18 protein-coding genes are annotated in these 17,547 nt (G+C 68.9%); 7 read left to right on the top strand and 11 right to left on the bottom strand.

The window, feature by feature from the left end; genetic code table 11:
* The first annotated feature begins 309 nt into the window (after window positions 1-309).
* Complete coding sequence (locus ACX80H_RS10800; protein ID WP_459313219.1) at window positions 310-708, top strand: VOC family protein; 399 nt, start codon at window positions 310-312, stop codon at window positions 706-708.
* 85 nt (window positions 709-793) lie between these two features.
* Here ACX80H_RS10800 and ACX80H_RS10795 read toward each other — a convergent pair whose 3' ends face one another.
* The 5 genes from ACX80H_RS10795 to ACX80H_RS10775 all read right to left on the bottom strand — a co-directional run bounded on the left by ACX80H_RS10795 (window position 794) and on the right by ACX80H_RS10775 (window position 5,177).
* Window positions 794-1,606 carry a YsnF/AvaK domain-containing protein gene (locus ACX80H_RS10795; protein WP_459313217.1) on the bottom strand — a complete coding sequence of 271 codons (813 nt, stop codon included), beginning with the start codon at window positions 1,604-1,606 and terminating at the stop codon, window positions 794-796.
* Between the two features lie 91 nt (window positions 1,607-1,697).
* Window positions 1,698-2,624: an AEC family transporter gene (locus ACX80H_RS10790; protein WP_459313215.1), complete on the bottom strand. Its 927-nt coding sequence runs from the start codon at window positions 2,622-2,624 to the stop codon at window positions 1,698-1,700.
* A 28-nt stretch (window positions 2,625-2,652) separates the two neighbouring features.
* Complete coding sequence (locus tag ACX80H_RS10785) at window positions 2,653-3,294, bottom strand: alpha/beta hydrolase (protein WP_459313213.1); 642 nt, start codon at window positions 3,292-3,294, stop codon at window positions 2,653-2,655.
* 155 nt (window positions 3,295-3,449) lie between these two features.
* A complete protein-coding gene (locus tag ACX80H_RS10780) occupies window positions 3,450-3,755 on the bottom strand; it encodes a DUF4193 domain-containing protein (RefSeq protein WP_087072246.1) in 306 nt (101 codons plus the stop codon).
* A gap of 213 nt (window positions 3,756-3,968) precedes the next feature.
* Entirely contained in the window at window positions 3,969-5,177 is a 1,209-nt protein-coding gene (locus tag ACX80H_RS10775; RefSeq protein WP_459313211.1) for a PucR family transcriptional regulator, read from the bottom strand.
* A 98-nt stretch (window positions 5,178-5,275) separates the two neighbouring features.
* On the opposite strand from ACX80H_RS10775, the gene ACX80H_RS10770 reads away from it, so the two are divergent.
* Entirely contained in the window at window positions 5,276-6,385 is a 1,110-nt protein-coding gene (locus ACX80H_RS10770; RefSeq protein ID WP_459313210.1) for a ferredoxin reductase, read from the top strand.
* A 20-nt stretch (window positions 6,386-6,405) separates the two neighbouring features.
* Entirely contained in the window at window positions 6,406-7,551 is a 1,146-nt protein-coding gene (locus tag ACX80H_RS10765; protein WP_459313208.1) for a fatty acid desaturase family protein, read from the top strand.
* A gap of 121 nt (window positions 7,552-7,672) precedes the next feature.
* On the opposite strand, the gene ACX80H_RS10760 is transcribed toward ACX80H_RS10765, so the two are convergent.
* On the bottom strand, window positions 7,673-8,170 hold the full coding sequence (locus ACX80H_RS10760) for an SRPBCC family protein (RefSeq protein WP_459313206.1): 498 nt from the start codon (window positions 8,168-8,170) through the stop codon (window positions 7,673-7,675).
* A 12-nt stretch (window positions 8,171-8,182) separates the two neighbouring features.
* Entirely contained in the window at window positions 8,183-8,515 is a 333-nt protein-coding gene (locus tag ACX80H_RS10755) for an ArsR/SmtB family transcription factor (protein WP_459313204.1), read from the bottom strand.
* Window positions 8,516-8,692: 177 nt separating this feature from the next.
* Between ACX80H_RS10755 and pta the strand changes: the two genes are divergently transcribed.
* From pta to ACX80H_RS10740, 3 genes are all read left to right on the top strand, one after another.
* Window positions 8,693-10,771, top strand: coding sequence for a phosphate acetyltransferase (gene pta, locus ACX80H_RS10750; protein WP_459313202.1), 2,079 nt, complete (start codon window positions 8,693-8,695; stop codon window positions 10,769-10,771).
* A gap of 54 nt (window positions 10,772-10,825) precedes the next feature.
* Window positions 10,826-11,941, top strand: a complete 1,116-nt coding sequence (locus ACX80H_RS10745; RefSeq protein ID WP_459313200.1) for an acetate/propionate family kinase — start codon at window positions 10,826-10,828, stop codon at window positions 11,939-11,941.
* A gap of 129 nt (window positions 11,942-12,070) precedes the next feature.
* Complete coding sequence (locus ACX80H_RS10740; protein ID WP_459313198.1) at window positions 12,071-12,409, top strand: YnfA family protein; 339 nt, start codon at window positions 12,071-12,073, stop codon at window positions 12,407-12,409.
* A gap of 46 nt (window positions 12,410-12,455) precedes the next feature.
* Here ACX80H_RS10740 and ACX80H_RS10735 read toward each other — a convergent pair whose 3' ends face one another.
* Window positions 12,456-12,767, bottom strand: coding sequence for an AzlD domain-containing protein (locus ACX80H_RS10735; RefSeq protein WP_459313196.1), 312 nt, complete (start codon window positions 12,765-12,767; stop codon window positions 12,456-12,458).
* Window positions 12,764-13,504 carry an AzlC family ABC transporter permease gene (locus ACX80H_RS10730; protein WP_459313417.1) on the bottom strand — a complete coding sequence of 247 codons (741 nt, stop codon included), beginning with the start codon at window positions 13,502-13,504 and terminating at the stop codon, window positions 12,764-12,766. Before ACX80H_RS10730 ends, ACX80H_RS10735 begins: the two co-directional genes overlap by 4 nt.
* A gap of 98 nt (window positions 13,505-13,602) precedes the next feature.
* Between ACX80H_RS10730 and ACX80H_RS10725 the strand changes: the two genes are divergently transcribed.
* Window positions 13,603-14,793 (top strand): zinc-dependent alcohol dehydrogenase, encoded by a 1,191-nt coding sequence (locus tag ACX80H_RS10725; RefSeq protein WP_459313194.1) that lies wholly within the window; start codon window positions 13,603-13,605, stop codon window positions 14,791-14,793.
* Between the two features lie 27 nt (window positions 14,794-14,820).
* On the opposite strand, the gene ACX80H_RS10720 is transcribed toward ACX80H_RS10725, so the two are convergent.
* Together ACX80H_RS10720 and ACX80H_RS10715 are read right to left on the bottom strand one after the other, a co-directional pair.
* Complete coding sequence (locus ACX80H_RS10720) at window positions 14,821-16,653, bottom strand: glycoside hydrolase family 15 protein (protein WP_459313192.1); 1,833 nt, start codon at window positions 16,651-16,653, stop codon at window positions 14,821-14,823.
* A gap of 20 nt (window positions 16,654-16,673) precedes the next feature.
* On the bottom strand, window positions 16,674-17,540 hold the full coding sequence (locus ACX80H_RS10715; RefSeq protein ID WP_459313190.1) for a glycerophosphodiester phosphodiesterase: 867 nt from the start codon (window positions 17,538-17,540) through the stop codon (window positions 16,674-16,676).
* Window positions 17,541-17,547 lie beyond the last annotated feature (7 nt).

Here is a 17,547-nt window from a genome sequence, read left to right as displayed (position 1 = left end):
GGCATGAACGACGGGAAGGCCGGAACCGGGTGGCGGATCCTTCCACGCTGGTGGGGGGTGCGTCCCGCGGGGGACGACGACGATCGGGACCGGCATTATGCCTGGCTCCTGCCCGGCGACGTGGTTTGTCCGGTACCGGCGAGGACCACTCCCTAGGAGGAGGCCCGCCCGAGCGGGGCCGATCGTTAGGCCGTCGCGGTGTGGTGGCGCCCACGATGGCTGCCCTCGTCCCGTCGTTCCCTCCCTCTGCGGACAGATCCTGTCCGCAGACACCGAGCGCAGAAGGCTCCATCGGAGCAGAATCAGGGCATGACTCTGCGCTGGTATTCAACCGTCATCGAATCGATCGACCACCGCACCCTCGCGCACTGGTGGGCCGACGCGCTCGGCTGGGACGTGATGTTCGAGACCGACGACGAGGCCGTGGTGGTGCCGCCCTGGGCACGCGAACTGGGACCCACCCTGAGGTTCGAGCAGGTCCCACCGGGGCTGGTCTTCGTGCCCGTGGAGCACAGGAAGCAGGGGAAGAACCGCCTGCACCTCGACTTCGCTCCGCACACCAGCCAGGACCGTGACGCGGAGATCGAGCGCCTCATCACCCTCGGGGCGAAGCGCATCGACATCGGACAGGGACCGGACGTCAGCTGGGAAGTCCTTGCGGACCCCGACGGCAACGAGTTCTGCGTGCTGTCGTCGCGGGAGTACTAGGAGCCCGGAGAGCTACGGCTCGGACGGCGGAAGATACCGCTCCGGGGTCGCCGTCGCGGTACCTTCTGCCGTCCGGCGGAGCGGGTTACAGTTCGACGCGCTCCGTCTCGATGACTTCCTTGCGCACCTGTCCACCCACGACCTCGTCCTGGGTGCGCACCTCGCGGCTCACCCGGACACGCTCGATGGGGACGACGTCCATCTCGACGCGCGGCTTCTCCTCGTAGAGGACCACCTCGACGGTGTCGCCGTTGAAGGCGGTCTCCACCGCCGAGTACAGCCGCTCCCGCTCGGCGTCCGTGTACGATCCCTTGCCGTCGTCGTAGAACGGCGTGCCGTCCTTGACGGGCACGCGCTCGACCACGAGCTCCTCGCGCCGGATCTGCACGGTCATGGTGACGTCCTCGGTGACCACGCGCTTGACGAGGCGCACGCGCTCCGTCTCCCGGATCTCCGTGCTCACGCGCAGCTGCTCCTCGGAGCGCGTCATGGCGTAGTCGCCCTCGGGACGCGACGCCTGCGTGCGGACCCGGGCCGTGTCGGAGGCGCGCTCGTCGGTCGCGACGTCGTCGTCCTTCGCTGCCATGAGGCCGTAGTAGCGGAGCAGGTGCTGCTCCTCCTCGGGGCTGAGGTGCCCGTCCTGGGACATCTTCGGGGAGTCGTAGACCTTGGCGTGGGTGTAGGGCAGGCGGACGTCGCGACCCTCGAGGGTGGCGCCGCTCAGGGGAGCGAAGGACTCCGGGTTCCCGACCTTGTGCGTAGCGACGGTGACCCAGCTCGGCTCCCCGGTGGCGTCGTCGACATAGAGCTGGCCCATGGGGCCCAGGACGGCTCCGTCCTCGCTCAGCACGTTGGCACCGGCGTTCATCGAGTCCTTCATCTGGTCGAGCGAGATCATGATGGCCCTTTCGAAGAGGTTGGCTTCCCTTCACCGTAGGTGCCACCCGACCGGATAGCAAGCATGCTTACTACCGGTGTCGCGAATCCCCTCAGCCGGGGAGCATCCGGATGACGAGGAATACCACCGGCAGGTAGAGGACCCCCGCCACCGTCTGCAGGGTGATCGTGGAGGCCATCAGCCTCGAGTCGCCGCCGAGCGCCCGGGCCATGACATAGGCGGAGGACGCCGTGGGCAGGGACAGGAAGAGGATCACGGTCGCGGCGGGTTCGCCGGTGAGGCCGAACAGCAGGCAGCCGGCGATCCCCAGGGCCGGCATCACCGCGAACTTGACCCCAGTGGCGATCGCCACGGCCCCCAGGTTGGAGCCCATGCTCCGCAGGTCCAGTGCTGCGCCCACGCACAGGAGGCCGAGCGGCAGCGATGCGCTGCCGAGCGTCCGCAGGAAGTCCGAGATGCCCGGCGGCAATCCCGCACCGGTGACATTCAGGAAGATCCCGACCACGCAGCCGAGAATCAGCGGATTGGTGGCGATGGTCCGGATGGTGCCGCCCGCCGTCAGCCTCTCCGCCCCGTAGCGCGCGAAGGCGAGCGTGCAGAGAACGTTCACGAGCGGGACGAGGATCGTGTTCGCGATGGCGGCGAGCGCGACGCCGCCGGACCCGAACAGGGCCAGGGCGATCGACAGGCCGAGGTAGTTGTTGAAACGGATGCTGCCCTGCAGGACCGAGGTGAAGGCCGGCCCGTCGAGGTCGAGCCAGCGCTGGACGATCACCAGGCCCGCAGCCGTCAGGATGACCGGTCCGGCGAGGATCGGTGCCATCAGCGCGATCGGCAGGCCCCCGAGGTCTACCGTCGCCGTGCCGTGGATGAACAGCGCAGGCAGGAGGATGAAGTAGCAGAGCCGCTCAGCCGGCGGCCAGAAGGCTGGAACCACGAAGCTACGGGCGCGGAGGGCATATCCGAGAGCGATCAGCCCGATCACCGGACCGAGCGCCACCAGGGTCTGGGCGATCACCGGGCCGCGCCGGCGGGCAGGAGCCGGTTCACCAGCCCCGCGCCAGGAGCCACTCGGCGGCCAGGCTGCTCCACTGTTCCGCGGCGCCGCTCCCCTCGGCCAGGCCGAGGCCGTGCTCCCCCTCGGCGAAGACATGCAGGGCGTGGGGGACCGCCCGCGCGGCGAGAGCCTGCCCGAGGAGGTACGCGTGTTCCACGGGGACGGCCTCGTCCGCGGCGGTGTGCCAGACGAAGAACGGAGGAGCATCAGCCGAGACCAGGCGGTCCAAGGAGGTTTCCGCGCGGATCACTCCTCCGGCGTCGGCCCCGAGCAACTCGTCCTGCGAGCCGCGATGCGTCGCGAGTTCCATGGACACCACGGGATAGCAGAGGACGGCCGCGTCGACACGCTCGTCGTCGGAGACACCCGGTGCAAGTGCCGCATGTCCTGCCAGGTGGCCTCCGGCCGAGAAGCCGAGGACCGCCAGCCGTTCGACGCCGGCGGCGCGGACGCGGCGGATCTCGGCACGTAGGGCGTTGAGCGGCGCGGGATGCCGGGTCTGCACCGGGTAGGAAAAGACGCCGGCCGACAGTCCGAAGAAGCGCAGCCTTTCGGCCACGACCTCCCCCTCGTTGTCGGACAGCATGGCGTAGCCGCCTCCCGGCAGGACGATGACATGCGAGGACTCCATGCCACCACCGTACTGTGGCCCGGCAGCCAGGGCGGCAGGAGGAGAACTGTGGCCAGGGATGAACCCGGGGCATGCGCGTGCAGGCGGACCGACGCGCGCCGCTTAAACGAGAACGCCCCTGGCTGAGCCAGGGGCGTTCTCGTACTGAGGGCCTGTCAGCCCTCGCACTCGGTGCAGAACTTGTCGCCGTTCTTCTCGCGCGCAAGCTGGCTGCGGTGATGCACCAGGAAACAGGACATGCAGGTGAACTCGTCTTCCTGCTGCGGGATCACCTGGATCAGGAGTTCCTCGTGCGAGAGGTCGGCCCCGGGGAGGTCGATGCCTTCGGCGGTTTCGCCGTCCTCGACATCGATCAGCGCGGTCTGCGTGGTCGCGCTGCGCTGTGCCTGGATCGCCTCGAGGGACTCGTTGGCCGGCTGGTCCTCCGGGCGAACGCGTGGCTCGTCGTAATCGGTTGCCATGGGGGTAGATCTCCTTCTGTGGGCGGGTATGACGCCCAGATGCCACTCTCAACCTCGGCAGAGGCGGAAGTATTCCATATAACGGGTGCAATATACCCGCTTCGGGTGATACTTTTCTCCCCGCACCGCAAGCACGCGGATTCGCACCTCTTTGTGACGCGACAGCTTCCACGTGGTAGATGCCTGCTCCCTCTCCCGATGGAGGGCCGCCTCCTACTTGGCGCGGGCGGGAACTCTCCGGCCGCTACGCAGCGCGATCTCCAGCTCGAAACGCACCTTCGGGTCCCTGAGGTCCTCACCGAACAGCTCGCGCAGCTGCAGTACCCGGTAGCCCACCGTCTGCGCGTGGATACCGAGCTCGTCCGCGATCGGGGCGCGCTGGCCCCAGTGCCGCAGCCAGGCGAGCAGGGTCTCCTCGAGTTTCTCGCGCTGACCGGCCGGCAGCCCGGCCAGCGGTGCGAGCCTCCGCTGGGCGAGCTCCCCCACGGCGGACGGCTCCGCGGCCAGGACCACCTCGGTCAGGTGCTCGTCGGCCCAGACGGGAGGGTCGTCCTCGCCCTCGCGCGGCGGCAACATGGACGCCGCCAGGACCGCCAGCCGCAGCGACTCGGCGACCTGCTCGAGCCCGCCGGCCGGTCCGATGGACGCGCTCCTGCCGGTCAGGACCCGCTGCAGGTCCGCGCGGGACGCCACCCCCCGCTCGGGGACCAGGGCGACGGCGTCCGTCTCACGCTCGATGACGATCCCACCCGGTGCGAGCCTCTGGCGCAGTCCCTGCGCGCGCTCGAGCGGCAGCGTCACGACGGCGAGTTGGGCCGGCACGGCCCAGTCGGCGAGCGACGCCGCCTGCCGCAGCGACGTCTCGTCCGCCTGCCCGAGGAGCAGTAGTTCCAGCAGTTCCGCACGACGGCGGTCGACGGCCCCGGCCCGTTCGGACTGCTCGAAGGCGTAGGCCTCGGCGCTGACCGCGGAGAGTTCGTCGATGTAAGCCATGATCGATTCCCCGAGGTCCACCACCACCGCGGAGCCCAGGCCCTCCTCCATCGAGCGGCGCGACATCTCCCGGAAGGTCACGCGCGCACCCATCCGATAGGCCCCGAGCAGCGAATCCATGCTGCGTCCCTGGCGGAATTCGCCGCGGCCCAGGCCGGCCACCAGCTGGCGACTCTGGTCGGACAGGGCGGGCAGGCTCGTGCCCGGCAACTCGAGGAACCGCTCCAGGGCGACGGCGACCCCGAGGCGCAGTGCGTGGCCGAAGCCCCCTTCGATCGGACGCGCATATGCCGGCACCAGCTGGGGGACGGTCTGGATGATGGCCTCGACCAGATCGCCCGTGAGCGGCCGGAGGCGGTCGCTCACCTCGGGCGGGAGGGCGAGCCAGGGCGGCTCGGGAGGATTTCCCACAACCTCGTCAGAACTCATCCGGACGGCCCCGATCTATCTCTCCACGACAATGCAACTCCGTCAACTGTATGCGAAGAGTGAAGAATTTTAGCGGGAGAGGCTATATCGTTAGTGAAATGATCCGGTTCACGAAGCTGGCGCGTGTAGCCTCCGCGCTCATCACCCCGCTCACGCCGGAAGACTTCCTCGCCCTGTTCAATCCGGTGTACTCCTCCCGCCAGCTCCGGGGCGTCGTCACCCGCGTGGTGCGCGAGACCGAGGACTCCGCCACGATCTACTTCCGCCCCGGCCACGGCTGGCACGGCCACCAGGCCGGGCAGTGGGCGCGCATCGGCGTCGAACTGGACGGCGTCCGCCACTGGCGCTCCTATTCGCTGAGCAACGCCGCCGGACACGATCCAGCCATCACGGTCAAGGACGCCGGCGCGGTGTCGCACGTCCTGGTCCGGGACACCAAGCCCGGGGACGTCCTGTTCCTCGCGCCGCCGCAGGGCGACTTCGTCCTTCCCGAGCACCCGCGGTCCCTGCTCATGCTCACGGCGGGCAGCGGCATCACTCCGGTCATGTCCATGATCCGCACGCTGGTCCCCCGACGCCCGGACGCCGACGTGGTGCTCATCAACTCGAACAGCACGCCGGAGAAGAGCCTGTTCCGCGAGGAACTGGACGAGCTCGCCGACCAGTTCCCCAACCTCACGGTCCGCCACTGGTTCACGAGCGCCCGTGGCAGGCTGGAGTTCACGGCCAAGACCATCGCGGACCTCTGCCCGGACTGGCGGTCCCGCGCCGCCTACGCCTGCGGCCCGGAGGGCTTCCTCAACTCGGCCGAGGAACTCTGGAACCGCGAGGCAGCCCTCGAGACCGCCCGCACCGCCCCGAGCATCACGGCCGGAGCCGAGGCGCAGGCCAGCACGGGCACCCTCACCATCGAGCGGTTCACCACCGACCTCACCGCCGGCGCCGGGCACGACGGCGGCCTCGTCACCTTCGAGCAGTCCGACCGCGAGGTACAGGCCGACGGCGACACCCCGCTGCTGGACATCGGCGAGGATGCCGGCATCCTCATGCCGAGCGGTTGCCGCATGGGCATCTGCCACAGCTGCCTCATCCCGCTGCGTGCCGGGCAGGTCCGGGACCTCCGGACGGGTGAACTGCACAACGAACCCGGCCAGCTCATCCAAACCTGCGTCTCGGCGGCCGCCGGGCCCGTGAACCTCGACCTTTAACCCCCATCAGAGGAGTCTCCATGACCACCACGCTGACCCGCCCGGGCGCCCTTGCGGCGTCGGGCCACCCCCTGGTCCGCCCCGACGCCGCCAAGCACCTGACGGACGAGCAGGTCGAGGAACTCGGCCGCGAGCTCGACGCCGTGCGTGATGAGATCCTCGCCAAGCGGGGGGCGACCGACGCCGCATACATCCGCCGCGTCATCAAGGTCCAGCGCAGTCTCGAGTTCGCAGGCCGCGGCACCCTCCTCTTCAGCAAGTACAAGGCCGCCTGGGTCGCCGGCACGGCCATGCTGAGCGTCGCCAAGATCCTCGAGAACATGGAGATCGGCCACAACGTGCTCCATGGCCAGTGGGACTGGATGCGCGATCCGGACATCCACTCGACCACGTGGGAGTGGGACTTCGTGACCCCTGCCCGCTCCTGGCAGCACACACACAACGACCTGCACCACCGCTGGACCAACGTCATCGGCAAGGACAGGGACGTCGGATACAACCTGCTCCGCATGGACCCCGACCAGCCGTGGCGCCCCTTCAACCTCGGCAACCCCCTGTACAACGCCATCCTGGCGCCGGTCTTCGAGTGGGGCATCGCCCTGTACGACCTCGAGATCCCCGAGTACAAGGAAGGCCTGAAGTCCAAGGAGGACATGAACCGCGACCTCAAGGCCGTCGGCAAGAAGGTCCTCACGCAGTTCTCCAAGGACTACGCCGCCACCCCGGCCGTCGCCATGCTGACGGGTTCCGGCAAGCAGGCCCTCTACGGGACGCTCGCGGCCAACGCCATCCGCAACTTCTGGGCACACGCCGTCATCTTCTGCGGCCACTTCCCCGAGGGCACGGACACGTTCACGGAGGAGGAGGTCGAGGGGGAGACCCGCGGCGACTGGTACGTCCGGCAGATGATCGGCTCCGCCAACATTTCCGGCTCGAAGTTCATGCACCTGATGACCGGCAACCTGTCGCACCAGATCGAGCACCACTGCTTCCCCGACCTGCCGTCCAACCGATACGCCGAGGTCGCCGTGAAGGTCCGCGACATCTGCTCGCGCTACAACCTGCCCTACACCACCGGGCCCCTGCCTAAGCAGGTCGCCTCCACCTGGGGCAAGATTTTCAAGCTCGCCCTGCCGAGCCGCAAGCCCAGGACCGCGACGGCTTAAGGCGTCTCTTACTCCGGCGAGTAATCCCCCGAGCCGACAGGAATGACCGCCGAAATCGTCTTTCGGCGGTCATTCCTGTTCTCCCGGCGCCTCACCGGAGGGGTCGGGCAGCGCGGCCGGATCAGACCGATGCGTCCTCGGCGAGGAGTGCGTCGACCTGCCCGAGGGCGAGCTTCAGGCCCTCCTCCATGCCCATCTCGACCATCTGGTTGAGCTGTTCGAGGGACTCGAACGCGGTCGTCATGGTCATGCGCGTCCGACCGCCGAGATCCTCGACGGTGACCACGGCGTGCGTCTCGCCCATCTCCGGCACCGGACTGCCGTTCTCGTCGGTGAAACCGTCGTCGAACGTCAACCGATGCGGTGCCTCGACGCCGGTGATGCGCCACCAGCCCCGCGCCTTCTCGCCGTCGGGACCGGTCATGTAGTAGGCCGCCCGCCCGCCGGGGACGAACTCCAGGGAGTCGAAGGTCGCGGGCCACGTCGGCGGGCCCCACCACCGTTCGAGCTGCCGCGGATCCGCCCAGATCCGCCAGACGCGCTCCACACCCGCGTCGAACTCCGCGACGAGCCGGAAGTTGAGCGCCTCGGTGTCCTTCTCCGTACTGATCACAGCCATGATGATGCCTTCCTAGTCCTCATCCAGAATCTCTTCGATCTGTTCGACCCGCTGTCGCCAGATCCTTTCGTAGTCGTCGAGCAGGCGGCGGGCCCTGTGCACGCCGTCGACCTGTCCCCGCACGATCTGCTCCCGTCCGCGTTTCTCCTTGGTGACGAGGAAGGCCCGCTCGAGCACGGCTACGTGCTTCTGTACCGCTGCGAAACTCATGTCGTACTGCTCGGCCAGGCCGGATACCGAATACTCGGCGACCAGGACGCGCGCCACGATGTCCCGCCGTGTCGCGTCGGCGAGCGCCTGGAACAGGCGGTCCACCTCGTCCGCACTCATCTGATCTACAACCATATTGTTGTACGTTACGCCCGCCACCCACCCGGGTCAAGGGCCTCCGCCCAGACGACAGAAAAGACCATCCTGGACGCCGTCGACCGGTCATTTCTGCCTTCTCGACAGCGTGAAGCCCACCCCCACGGCGTGACACCCGTTATGGCGGGGGCCCAGGGACCCTGCAAGACTGGGCCCATGACCCGCGGAATATATGTGAGCGCCATGACCAACGGCTCCGGCAAGTCCCTGATCTCCCTGGGGCTTGCGGACATGCTGCACCGGCACGCCGACCGCGTGGGATTCTTCCGACCCATCGTGGAGGGCGACGATCCCGGTGCGGATCCGATGGTGCGCCTCATGCAGCGCGCGTTCGACCTGCCGGACAGCCGGGCGCGCGGGGGCCTGACCCGCGCCGAGGCCCGCGCCCTGCTGGTCACCGGCGACCGGGCCGAGATCGATGCCCGCTGCGTCGCGATCTACAGCGAGATCGCCGCGGAGTGCGACGTCGTCATCGTCGAAGGCACGGACCTCTCCGGAAACGACGCCGCCGTCGAGTTCGACCTCAACGCGCGCCTCGCCAACAACCTCGGCGCCATGGTGCTCGCCGTCATCAGCGCCAAGGACATGTCGGTCGACGAGGCAGCGGACGGCGTCGACGTCGCACGCCGCGAGCTCGACGCCGCCAAGGTGTCCCTTCTCGCGATCATGGTCAACCGGGCCGCGGACGACGCCGTCGCCGCCATCAGCGAGCACGTGCGGCCCGGCCGCTCGGGCCGTCCCGTCTACGTGATCCCCGAACTGGCCGAGATCTCCCAGCCCACCGTCTCCGAGGTGGCCACCGACCTGGGCGCCCGCCAGATCGCCGGCAACTCCAACCTCGAACGCGACGTCACCAGCGTGCGCGTGGCCGCGATGAACGTCGGCAACTTCCTGCACCTGCTCAGGGACGGCGCCCTGGTGATCGTGCCAGGAGATCGCGCCGACGTCCTCGTGGCGACGCTGGCGTCGTCGTTCTCCCCCGAGTTCCCCGTTCCGTCGGCCCTCTTCCTGACCGGCGGCCTGGCACCGGACCCCAATATCCTCGCCCTCCTGGCGCAGGCGCCGTTCCCCGTCTTCGCGCTCGACGACGACACCTACACCGCCGCCCGGCGCGTCAGTGAGGTGCGGGGCGAGATCGCGAGCGGACTGCGTCGCAAGGCCGCGGCAGCCCTCGGCGCCTGGTCGCGGCAGGTGGACGAGAGCGAACTGCTGGAGCGGCTCGAGCTCCCCCGGCCCGTCAGCATGACCCCGCTGCGCTTCCTGCACGAGCTGATCCAGCGCGCACGGTCCGAGCGGCGGCACATCGTGCTGCCCGAGGGCGAGGACATCCGCGTCCTGAAGGCCGCCGAGATCCTGCACCGCCGCGATGTCTGCGACCTCACGATTCTCGGACCCGAGGCCCGGGTGCGGGAACTAGCCGCGGGCCAGGGCGTCGACCTGACCGGCATCACCTTGGTCGACCCGGCGAGCTCCGAGCTGCGGGATGAATTCGCCGCGGAGTATGCACGAGTCCGGGCCCACAAGAACGTCTCCCTCGACCAGGCCCGCGAACGCATGCTCGAAGGGGCATACTTCGGGACGATGATGGTGCAGCTCGGCAAGCTGGACGGCATGGTGTCCGGCGCCGCCCACACGACGGCGAACACCATCCGGCCCGCACTCGAATTCGTGAAGACCAAGGACGGCGTGAAGATCGTCTCCTCGGTGTTTCTCATGCTCCTGCAGGACCGCGTCCTCGTCTACGGGGATTGCGCGGTGAATCCCGATCCCAACGAGGAGCAGCTCGCCGACATCGCAGTGGCCTCGGCGGAGACGGCAGCCCAGTTCGGCGTCGAGCCCCGCGTCGCGATGCTCTCCTACTCCACGGGTGAGTCCGGCAGCGGCGGAGCCGTGGACGAAGTGCGGCGCGCCACCGAACTCGTCCGGCAGAAGCGCCCCGACCTCGCGGTCGAAGGCCCCATCCAGTACGACGCCGCCGTGGATGCGTCGGTCGCCGCGTCGAAACTTCCCGGATCGTCGGTGGCCGGCCAGGCGACGGTCTTCATCTTCCCGGACCTCAACACCGGCAACAACACCTACAAGGCGGTGCAGCAGTCCGCAGGCGCCGTCGCCGTCGGACCCGTCCTGCAGGGCCTCCGCAAGCCGGTCAACGACCTCTCCCGCGGCTGCACGGTGGAGGACATCGTCAACACGGTCGCCATCACCGCGGTCCAGGCCCAGCAACAGCCGGCCTAGCTCCCCCGTCCGCCCCGCTTCCCGCTCTTCCGCCCCCTCCCAGGATAGGACCCCATGATCATCCTCGTCATCAATTCCGGCTCATCCTCACTCAAGTACCAGGTACGCGAGGGCGACGACGTCCTGGCGGAGGGCCTCGTGGAGCGCATCGGCGAAGCCGAGGTGCCCGACCACGCGGCCGCCCTCGACCGGGTGGCCGGGGAGGTCGCCACGGCACTCGGTGGGCGGAGCATCGACGCCGTCGGCCATCGCGTGGTGCACGGCGGGGAGCGCTTCAGCGAGCCGGTACTGATCGACAACGAGATCACGCGCGCCATCGAGCGCCTCAATCCACTGGCTCCCCTCCACAACCCCGCGGCGGTCACGGGCATCCGGGCCATCACCGAGAAGTGGCCGGGTATGCCGCAGGTCGCCGTCTTCGACACGGCATTCCACCGCACCCTGCCCGAGCACGCTTGGCGGTACGCCGTGCCGGACGAACTGTACCGGCGGTTCGGCATCCGGCGCTACGGATTCCACGGGACCTCGCACGCCTATGTGGCCCGCGCTGCAGCGGAACTCCTCGGCGCGGACACGTTCACGGGCATCATCGCGCACCTCGGCAACGGTGCCTCCGTGACGGCCGTGCGCGACGGCCGGAGCATCGACACGTCGATGGGCTTCACTCCCCTCGAAGGACTCGTGATGGGCACGCGCTCGGGGGACATCGATCCGTCGATCCTGCTGTTCCTGATGCGGGAGGGGTATTCGGAGCAGGACCTCGACACGCTCCTCAACCGCAACAGCGGGCTGAAAGGTCTCTCGGGCACCAATGACATGCGCTCGGTGACCGAGGCCGCCGAGTCCGGTGAGGACCGCGCGAAGCTCGCCATCGAGGTGGCCTCCTACCGCCTCGCGAAGTACGTCGGAAGCTATCACGTGGCCGTGGGCGGCGCGCAGGCACTCGTCTTCACCGCGGGGATCGGCGAGAACGCCGCAGCCTTCCGCAGCGCCGTCGTGACGAAACTCGGCGCCCTCGGCCTCGAACTCGACGAGGACATCAACGGCGAGCGCAGCAGGGAGGCCCGGGTGATCAGCACCCCGTCGTCGGCTTTTCCCGTCCTCGTCGTGCCGACCGACGAGGAGGCGGCCCTCGCCGAGGCGACCGCCGGCGTCGTGAGCGGGCCCTAGCGTCTCCGATCAGCGCCCGGGCAGGGCCCGGTCCGGTCCCGCCTGCGCGGTCGCTGCCCGCCCGTGCCATCGCAGGCCGCGTCCTGTCGGCGGGTGCCTGCCACCGGGGACCTCCGGCAGACTGGAGCCATGACGATCCTCCGCATGACCCTCCTGTTCGCGCTGGCTGCGGCGGCCGAGATCGGAGGCGCCTGGCTCATCTGGCAGGCCGTCCGTGAAGGGAAGCCGTGGTGGTGGGCCGGTGTCGGCATCGTGGCGCTCGGGGCGTACGGTTTCGTGGCGACGCTGCAGCCGGACCCGAACTTCGGGCGGATCCTCGCTGCCTACGGCGGGGTCTTCGTGGCCGGATCGCTGGCGTGGGGCGTCCTTGCCGACGGATTCCGACCCGACCGCTGGGACCTCGTCGGCTCGGCCGTCTGCCTGCTGGGCGTCGCCCTGATCATGTTCGTCCCGCGCTCCAGCACCTGATCCGGCCCTCCGGGAGGTTTCACCCCGCTCGCGCTGCCCGGAAGCCCTATGCGGCCCCCAGCAGCCGCGCGAGCCCGGCCGCAAGGGCACCGATCGCGACCACCAGGAGGAACGGCGCCCGCAGCCAGAGCGCGACGGCGGCCGCTGCGAGGGCTGCCAGCCGTGCGTCGAGCACCACCGACTGACCGGACGCGAACGCGTTCACTGCGGTCAGCGCGGCGAGCAGGCCGATCGTCAGGGACCCGGCCACCCTGAGCATCCTGGGGTTGTCGAGCAGCTTCGCGGGCACCAGGAACCCGAGGAGCTTGGTGGCGATCGACACCGCGCACGCCAGCAGGATCCATCCCCAGAGTGTCATGCCGCCCCCTTGGTCCCGCGGTGCTCGGCCTCCGCGTGGTACGGCTCCACATCGGGCTCGAGGCCCTCTGTCGCGGGGCCGAAGCCTGCGAGCCCGAGGGTGGCTGCCACGACGGCGGCGAGAAGGATCGGGACTCCCGGCGGCACGAGGGGAACCGCCAGCAGTGTCACCACAGCGCAGACGACGGCGATGGCCGCCGGCTCCTTCGCCCGGATCCGGGGCCAGAGCAGCCCGAGGAACGCGGCGACCGCGGCGCCGTCGAGCCCCCACCGCGCGGGGTCGCCCATGGCGTTGCCTGCGAGCGCACCGACGAGCGTGAAGAGGTTCCACAGCACGAACACGCCGATGCCGGCGGCCCAGAAGCCCCGGCGCTGCTCGTCCGGATCGGTCTGGCCTGTCGCGGTGGCCACGGACTCGTCGATGGTGAGGTGCGCCGTCGCCAGTTTCCGCCAGCGCGAGGGACGCAACAGCACATTGACCTGCATCCCGTACACGCCGTTGCGGATCCCGAGCAGGGCCGCCGCGGACATCGCCGAGATCCCACTGCCACCGCCGGCGATCACACCGATGAACGCGAACTGGGAACCGCCACTGAAGAGCAGGAGGCTCAGCGCCATGGTCTGCGCGAGATCGAGCCCGGCGGCGACGGACAGCGCGCCAAAGGACAGCCCGTACAGCCCGGTGGCGATGGCCACGGACAGGGCGACGCGCACTGCGGGGGACTGGGTGAGAACCACCACTCAAGGCTAGGTGACCTGTCGCCCCGCTTCCCATTCGTGTCGAAGGGGTGAATAGTAGGAAAGGAAAGCCTACTTACTAAACGGAGGAGCGCCCCATGAAGGCAGTGACATGGCAGGGCAAGCGCAACGTCAGCGTGGAGAACGTCCCTGATCCTACGATCCAGGAACCGACGGACGCGATCATCCGCATCACCTCGACCGCGATCTGCGGTTCGGACCTGCACCTCTACGAGGTCCTCGGCCCGTACATGCACAAGGGCGACGTGCTCGGACACGAGCCGATGGGCATCGTCGAGGAGGTCGGAGCAGGAGTCACCAACCTCAAGGTCGGCGACCGCGTCGTCGTACCGTTCAACATCTCCTGCGGTTACTGCTACATGTGCACACGGGGTCTGCAGTCGCAGTGCGAGACCACGCAGGTCCACGACAAGGGCTCGGGAGCGGCCCTGTTCGGGTTTTCCGAACTGTATGGATCCGTCCCCGGCGGCCAGGCGGAGTACCTGCGGGTGCCCTTCGCCGACTACGGCCCCGTCAAGGTGGGGTCGGAACTGCCCGACGAGCGCTACCTCTATCTCTCGGACATCCTGCCCACGGCCTGGCAGGGCGTGAAGTACGCAGATGTCCCCCAGGACGGCGTCCTGGCGGTGTACGGCCTCGGCCCGGTGGGGCAGTTCGCCGCCCGCATCGGCAAGTACCTCGGGCACCGCGTGATCGCCGTCGAACCGGTACCCGAACGCCGCGCCATGGCCAAGCGCCACGGGATCGAGACCATCGATTTCACGAAGGACACGGCCGAGGAACTGCGCAGCATGACCAACGGCCGCGGCCCCGACGCGGTGGTCGACGCCGTGGGGATGGAAGCGCACGGCTCACCGGTCGGCGCCTTCGCCCAGAACGCCGTCGGCTTCCTCCCCGACAAGCTCGCGCAGAAGGTCATGGAGACCGGCGGCAGTGACCGTGTGGCCGTCCTGCACTCGGCGATCGACGCCGTCCGGCGCGGTGGCACCGTGTCCCTCAGCGGCGTCTACGGCGGCTCGGCCACGCCCATGCCGATGTTGAGCATGTTCGACAAGCAGATCCAGTTCCGCATGGGCCAGTGCAACGTGCGCCGCTGGACGGACGAGCTCCTGCCCATCGTCGAGGAGCCCTCGGATCCGCTGGGCGTCACGGACCTCATGACCCATCAGGTCTCGATCGATGAGGCCCCGGCTGCCTACCGGAACTTCCAGAAGAAGACGGACGGCGCCATCAAGGTGGTGCTGAAGCCGCAGGGCGTCACGGTCTAGTCCGGTCCGACCGCCGATGGCCCGGGACTACTCCCGGGCCATCGACTCGTGGGCTCCCGCCTGGCCGCGGGCCATCTGCAGGGCGTCGGCCGCCCGGACGAGGGCCAGGTGCGAGAACGCCTGCGGGAAGTTCCCCGCCATCCGGTGGGAGACGGGGTCGTACTCCTCGGACAGGAGGCCGAGTTCGTTGGAGTAGCCCACGAGCTGGTCCATGAGCCGCTTCGCATCGTCCAGCCGGCCGCTGTGCGCGTACTGCTCGACGAGCCAGAAGGAACACGCGAGGAAGGGGTGCTCCCCCGGTTCCAGTCCGTCGTCGGAACTGGCGGTCCGATAGCGCAGCAGCAGTCCCTGCTCGGTCAGCAGGTCCTGCTCGATGCGCTCCAGGGTGCCCAGCATCATTGGATCATCGAATTCGGTGAACCCCACCTGCGGCAGCTGCAGCAGTGCGGCGTCGACCTCCGTGCCACCGTAGACCTGGGTGAAGGAGTTCAGTTCCTGATTGAACCCGCGCTCCAGGATCTCCGCGCGCAGCTCGTCCCGGATCTTCGTCCACCGATCCAGGGGACCCGTCAGCCCGTGGTCGCGCACGGCGCGCACGGCGCAGTCGAACGCGGCCCACATCATCACGCGCGAATGCGTGAAGTACTGCTGATCGCCGCGCATCTCCCAGATGCCGTGGTCCCGGTCGTGGAGGTGGTTCTCGGCGAAGACCAGCAGGGCACGCTGCAGCGGCCAGGAGAAGTTGTCCTCCGTGACGCCGTGGCCGCGGAGCTTCTCGAGCGCCACCAGTACCTCACCGACCACGTCGCCCTGGTACTGCTTCACCGCGCCGTTGCCCACCCGGACGGGGACCGAGTCCGCGTATCCCGGCAGGTGGCCGAGTTCCCGCTCCGGCAGGTGCCGCTCACCGGCCAGCCCGTACATGATCTGCAGGTCCTCCGGATCTCCTGCGACTGCCCGCAGCAGCCAGTTGCGCCACCTCAGCGCCTCGTCGGCGAAGCCGTGCGTCATCATCGCCTCGAGGGTCAGGGCCGCGTCCCGCAGCCAGCAGAAGCGGTAGTCCCAGTTCCGGACACCGCCGAACTGCTCGGGCAGCGATGTCGTGGGGGCTGCGACGATGCCGCCGGTGTCCTCGTGCGTGAGCGCGCGCAGGACGAGGAGCGAGCGCTGCACGGCCTCGGCGTACTCGCCGTCCTTCAGGTAGCTGGCGGCCCAGGCCCGCCAGTAGCTGATGGCCCCGTCCAGGGCGTCGTCGACGTCCTGTGCCGGCGGCTTTTCCCGGTGGGACGGGTACCAGACGAGTTCCAGGTCGACTGTGTCGCCTTCGGACACCTCGAACGTTCCCTCATGGCGGTGGTTGGCGGCCTTCAGCCGGGGGCCGCGGAGCAGCAGCGCATCGGGTCCCGCGATGGCCAGCAGTACCGGGACGCCGTCCTCCAGGCCCTGGCTGACCCACGGGACGATGTCGCCGTAGCCGAAGCGGATCTCGAGTTCCTGGCGCACGGTGACCGTGCCCCGCAGCCCCTGGATGCGCCGGACGACGTTGGCCCGGCGGTCCGTGACCGGCATGAAGTCGGTCACCAGCACCTCGCCCTCCGCGGTCCTCCAGTGGGTCTGGAGGACGAAGGTCGAGGAGATGTAGCTCCGCTCGACGATCTCGGCGTCGTCCGACGACGGGGCGACGAGCCACCTGCCGTGATCCGGAGTGCCGAGCAACGCGCCGAACACCGACTCCGAGTCGAACCGGGGGAAGCAGAGCCAGTCCACACTGCCGCGCCGGGAGATGAGGGCTCCGGTGTGGAGGTCGGAGACGAGCGCGTAATCCTCGATCGGCGATTGCATTTTCCCACTCAACCACACCGACCGGCGCGCTCGTACGGTTACTCGCCGTTGCCCTCGAAGGCTCTGCGTAGGCGCGCCGGATAGTCCGTCGTCATCTCCTGGACGCCGAGTTCCGCGAGGAACAGGGCGTCCTCCACCTTGTTGACCGTCCATGTCCTCACGCGCGCGCCCTCCCGGATCCAGCGCCGCACCCGCTCGGTATGGGCCCGGACGTAGCGAACGCCCGGGCCCGCCATGCCGACCTCCTGGTGGTCGATCAGTTGCTCGCCCTCCTTCAGCGCCCTGTGGAGGAGGTTGATGAGGGCTCCTTCGGCGATCGACCCGAGGCGCAGCGCGTCTCGGACCTCCTGCGGCCGGACGTCGGAGACGAGCTGGCACAGCAGGTGGTGCGGCACCGACTCCGCGAGCTGACGCATCGAGTCGGGATTGAAGCTCATGAAGCTGACCTCGATACTGCCCAGCATCGACGACTCCGGGTTCCAGCCCTCGTCCATGAGGAAGGCGATCAGGGCCTCCTCCAGCCGCAGGCCGAAGGGGCTGGGGTGCTTCAGCTCGACGGCTAGCTTGACCGGCCGACCGGCCCGGCGCAGGAGGAGCAGCAGGTCGGCGAAGGAGAGGAACTGGTCCGACACGTCCCCGTACTCCGACGGCAGCTCCACGCCCTTCCAGGACGACACATCGAGCTGCCGCAGTTCGGCCAGGGTCAGGTCGGCCACGTCGCCGGACCCGTTGCTGGTGCGGTCCAGCGTGGTGTCGTGTATGCAGACCAGGTGTCCGTCGCGGCTCAGGTGCACGTCGCACTCCACGCCGTCGGCGCCGTCCGCGAGCGCCTGCAGGTAGGCGGCCCGCGTGTGCTCGGCATAAATTCCACTGCTGCCTCGATGAGCGAAGATCACAGGAGGCACGAGCCAT

Source organism: Arthrobacter pasteuri (assembly GCF_054510955.1).
This window is presented reverse-complemented; position numbering and strand designations above follow the sequence as displayed.

Excerpts from the sequence above, each read along its gene's own strand:
- ACX80H_RS10800 (WP_459313219.1), top strand. The coding sequence starts at position 310 with ATGACTCTGCGCTGGTATTCAACCGTCATCGAATCGATCGACCACCGC.
- ACX80H_RS10795 (WP_459313217.1), bottom strand. The coding sequence starts at position 1,606 with ATGATCTCGCTCGACCAGATGAAGGACTCGATGAACGCCGGTGCCAAC.
- ACX80H_RS10785 (WP_459313213.1), bottom strand. The coding sequence starts at position 3,294 with ATGGAGTCCTCGCATGTCATCGTCCTGCCGGGAGGCGGCTACGCCATG.
- ACX80H_RS10780 (WP_087072246.1), bottom strand. The coding sequence starts at position 3,755 with ATGGCAACCGATTACGACGAGCCACGCGTTCGCCCGGAGGACCAGCCG.
- ACX80H_RS10775 (WP_459313211.1), bottom strand. The coding sequence starts at position 5,177 with ATGAGTTCTGACGAGGTTGTGGGAAATCCTCCCGAGCCGCCCTGGCTC.
- ACX80H_RS10770 (WP_459313210.1), top strand. The coding sequence starts at position 5,276 with ATGATCCGGTTCACGAAGCTGGCGCGTGTAGCCTCCGCGCTCATCACC.
- ACX80H_RS10765 (WP_459313208.1), top strand. The coding sequence starts at position 6,406 with ATGACCACCACGCTGACCCGCCCGGGCGCCCTTGCGGCGTCGGGCCAC.
- ACX80H_RS10760 (WP_459313206.1), bottom strand. The coding sequence starts at position 8,170 with ATGGCTGTGATCAGTACGGAGAAGGACACCGAGGCGCTCAACTTCCGG.
- ACX80H_RS10755 (WP_459313204.1), bottom strand. The coding sequence starts at position 8,515 with ATGGTTGTAGATCAGATGAGTGCGGACGAGGTGGACCGCCTGTTCCAG.
- pta (WP_459313202.1), top strand. The coding sequence starts at position 8,693 with ATGACCCGCGGAATATATGTGAGCGCCATGACCAACGGCTCCGGCAAG.
- ACX80H_RS10745 (WP_459313200.1), top strand. The coding sequence starts at position 10,826 with ATGATCATCCTCGTCATCAATTCCGGCTCATCCTCACTCAAGTACCAG.
- ACX80H_RS10740 (WP_459313198.1), top strand. The coding sequence starts at position 12,071 with ATGACGATCCTCCGCATGACCCTCCTGTTCGCGCTGGCTGCGGCGGCC.
- ACX80H_RS10735 (WP_459313196.1), bottom strand. The coding sequence starts at position 12,767 with ATGACACTCTGGGGATGGATCCTGCTGGCGTGCGCGGTGTCGATCGCC.
- ACX80H_RS10725 (WP_459313194.1), top strand. The coding sequence starts at position 13,603 with ATGAAGGCAGTGACATGGCAGGGCAAGCGCAACGTCAGCGTGGAGAAC.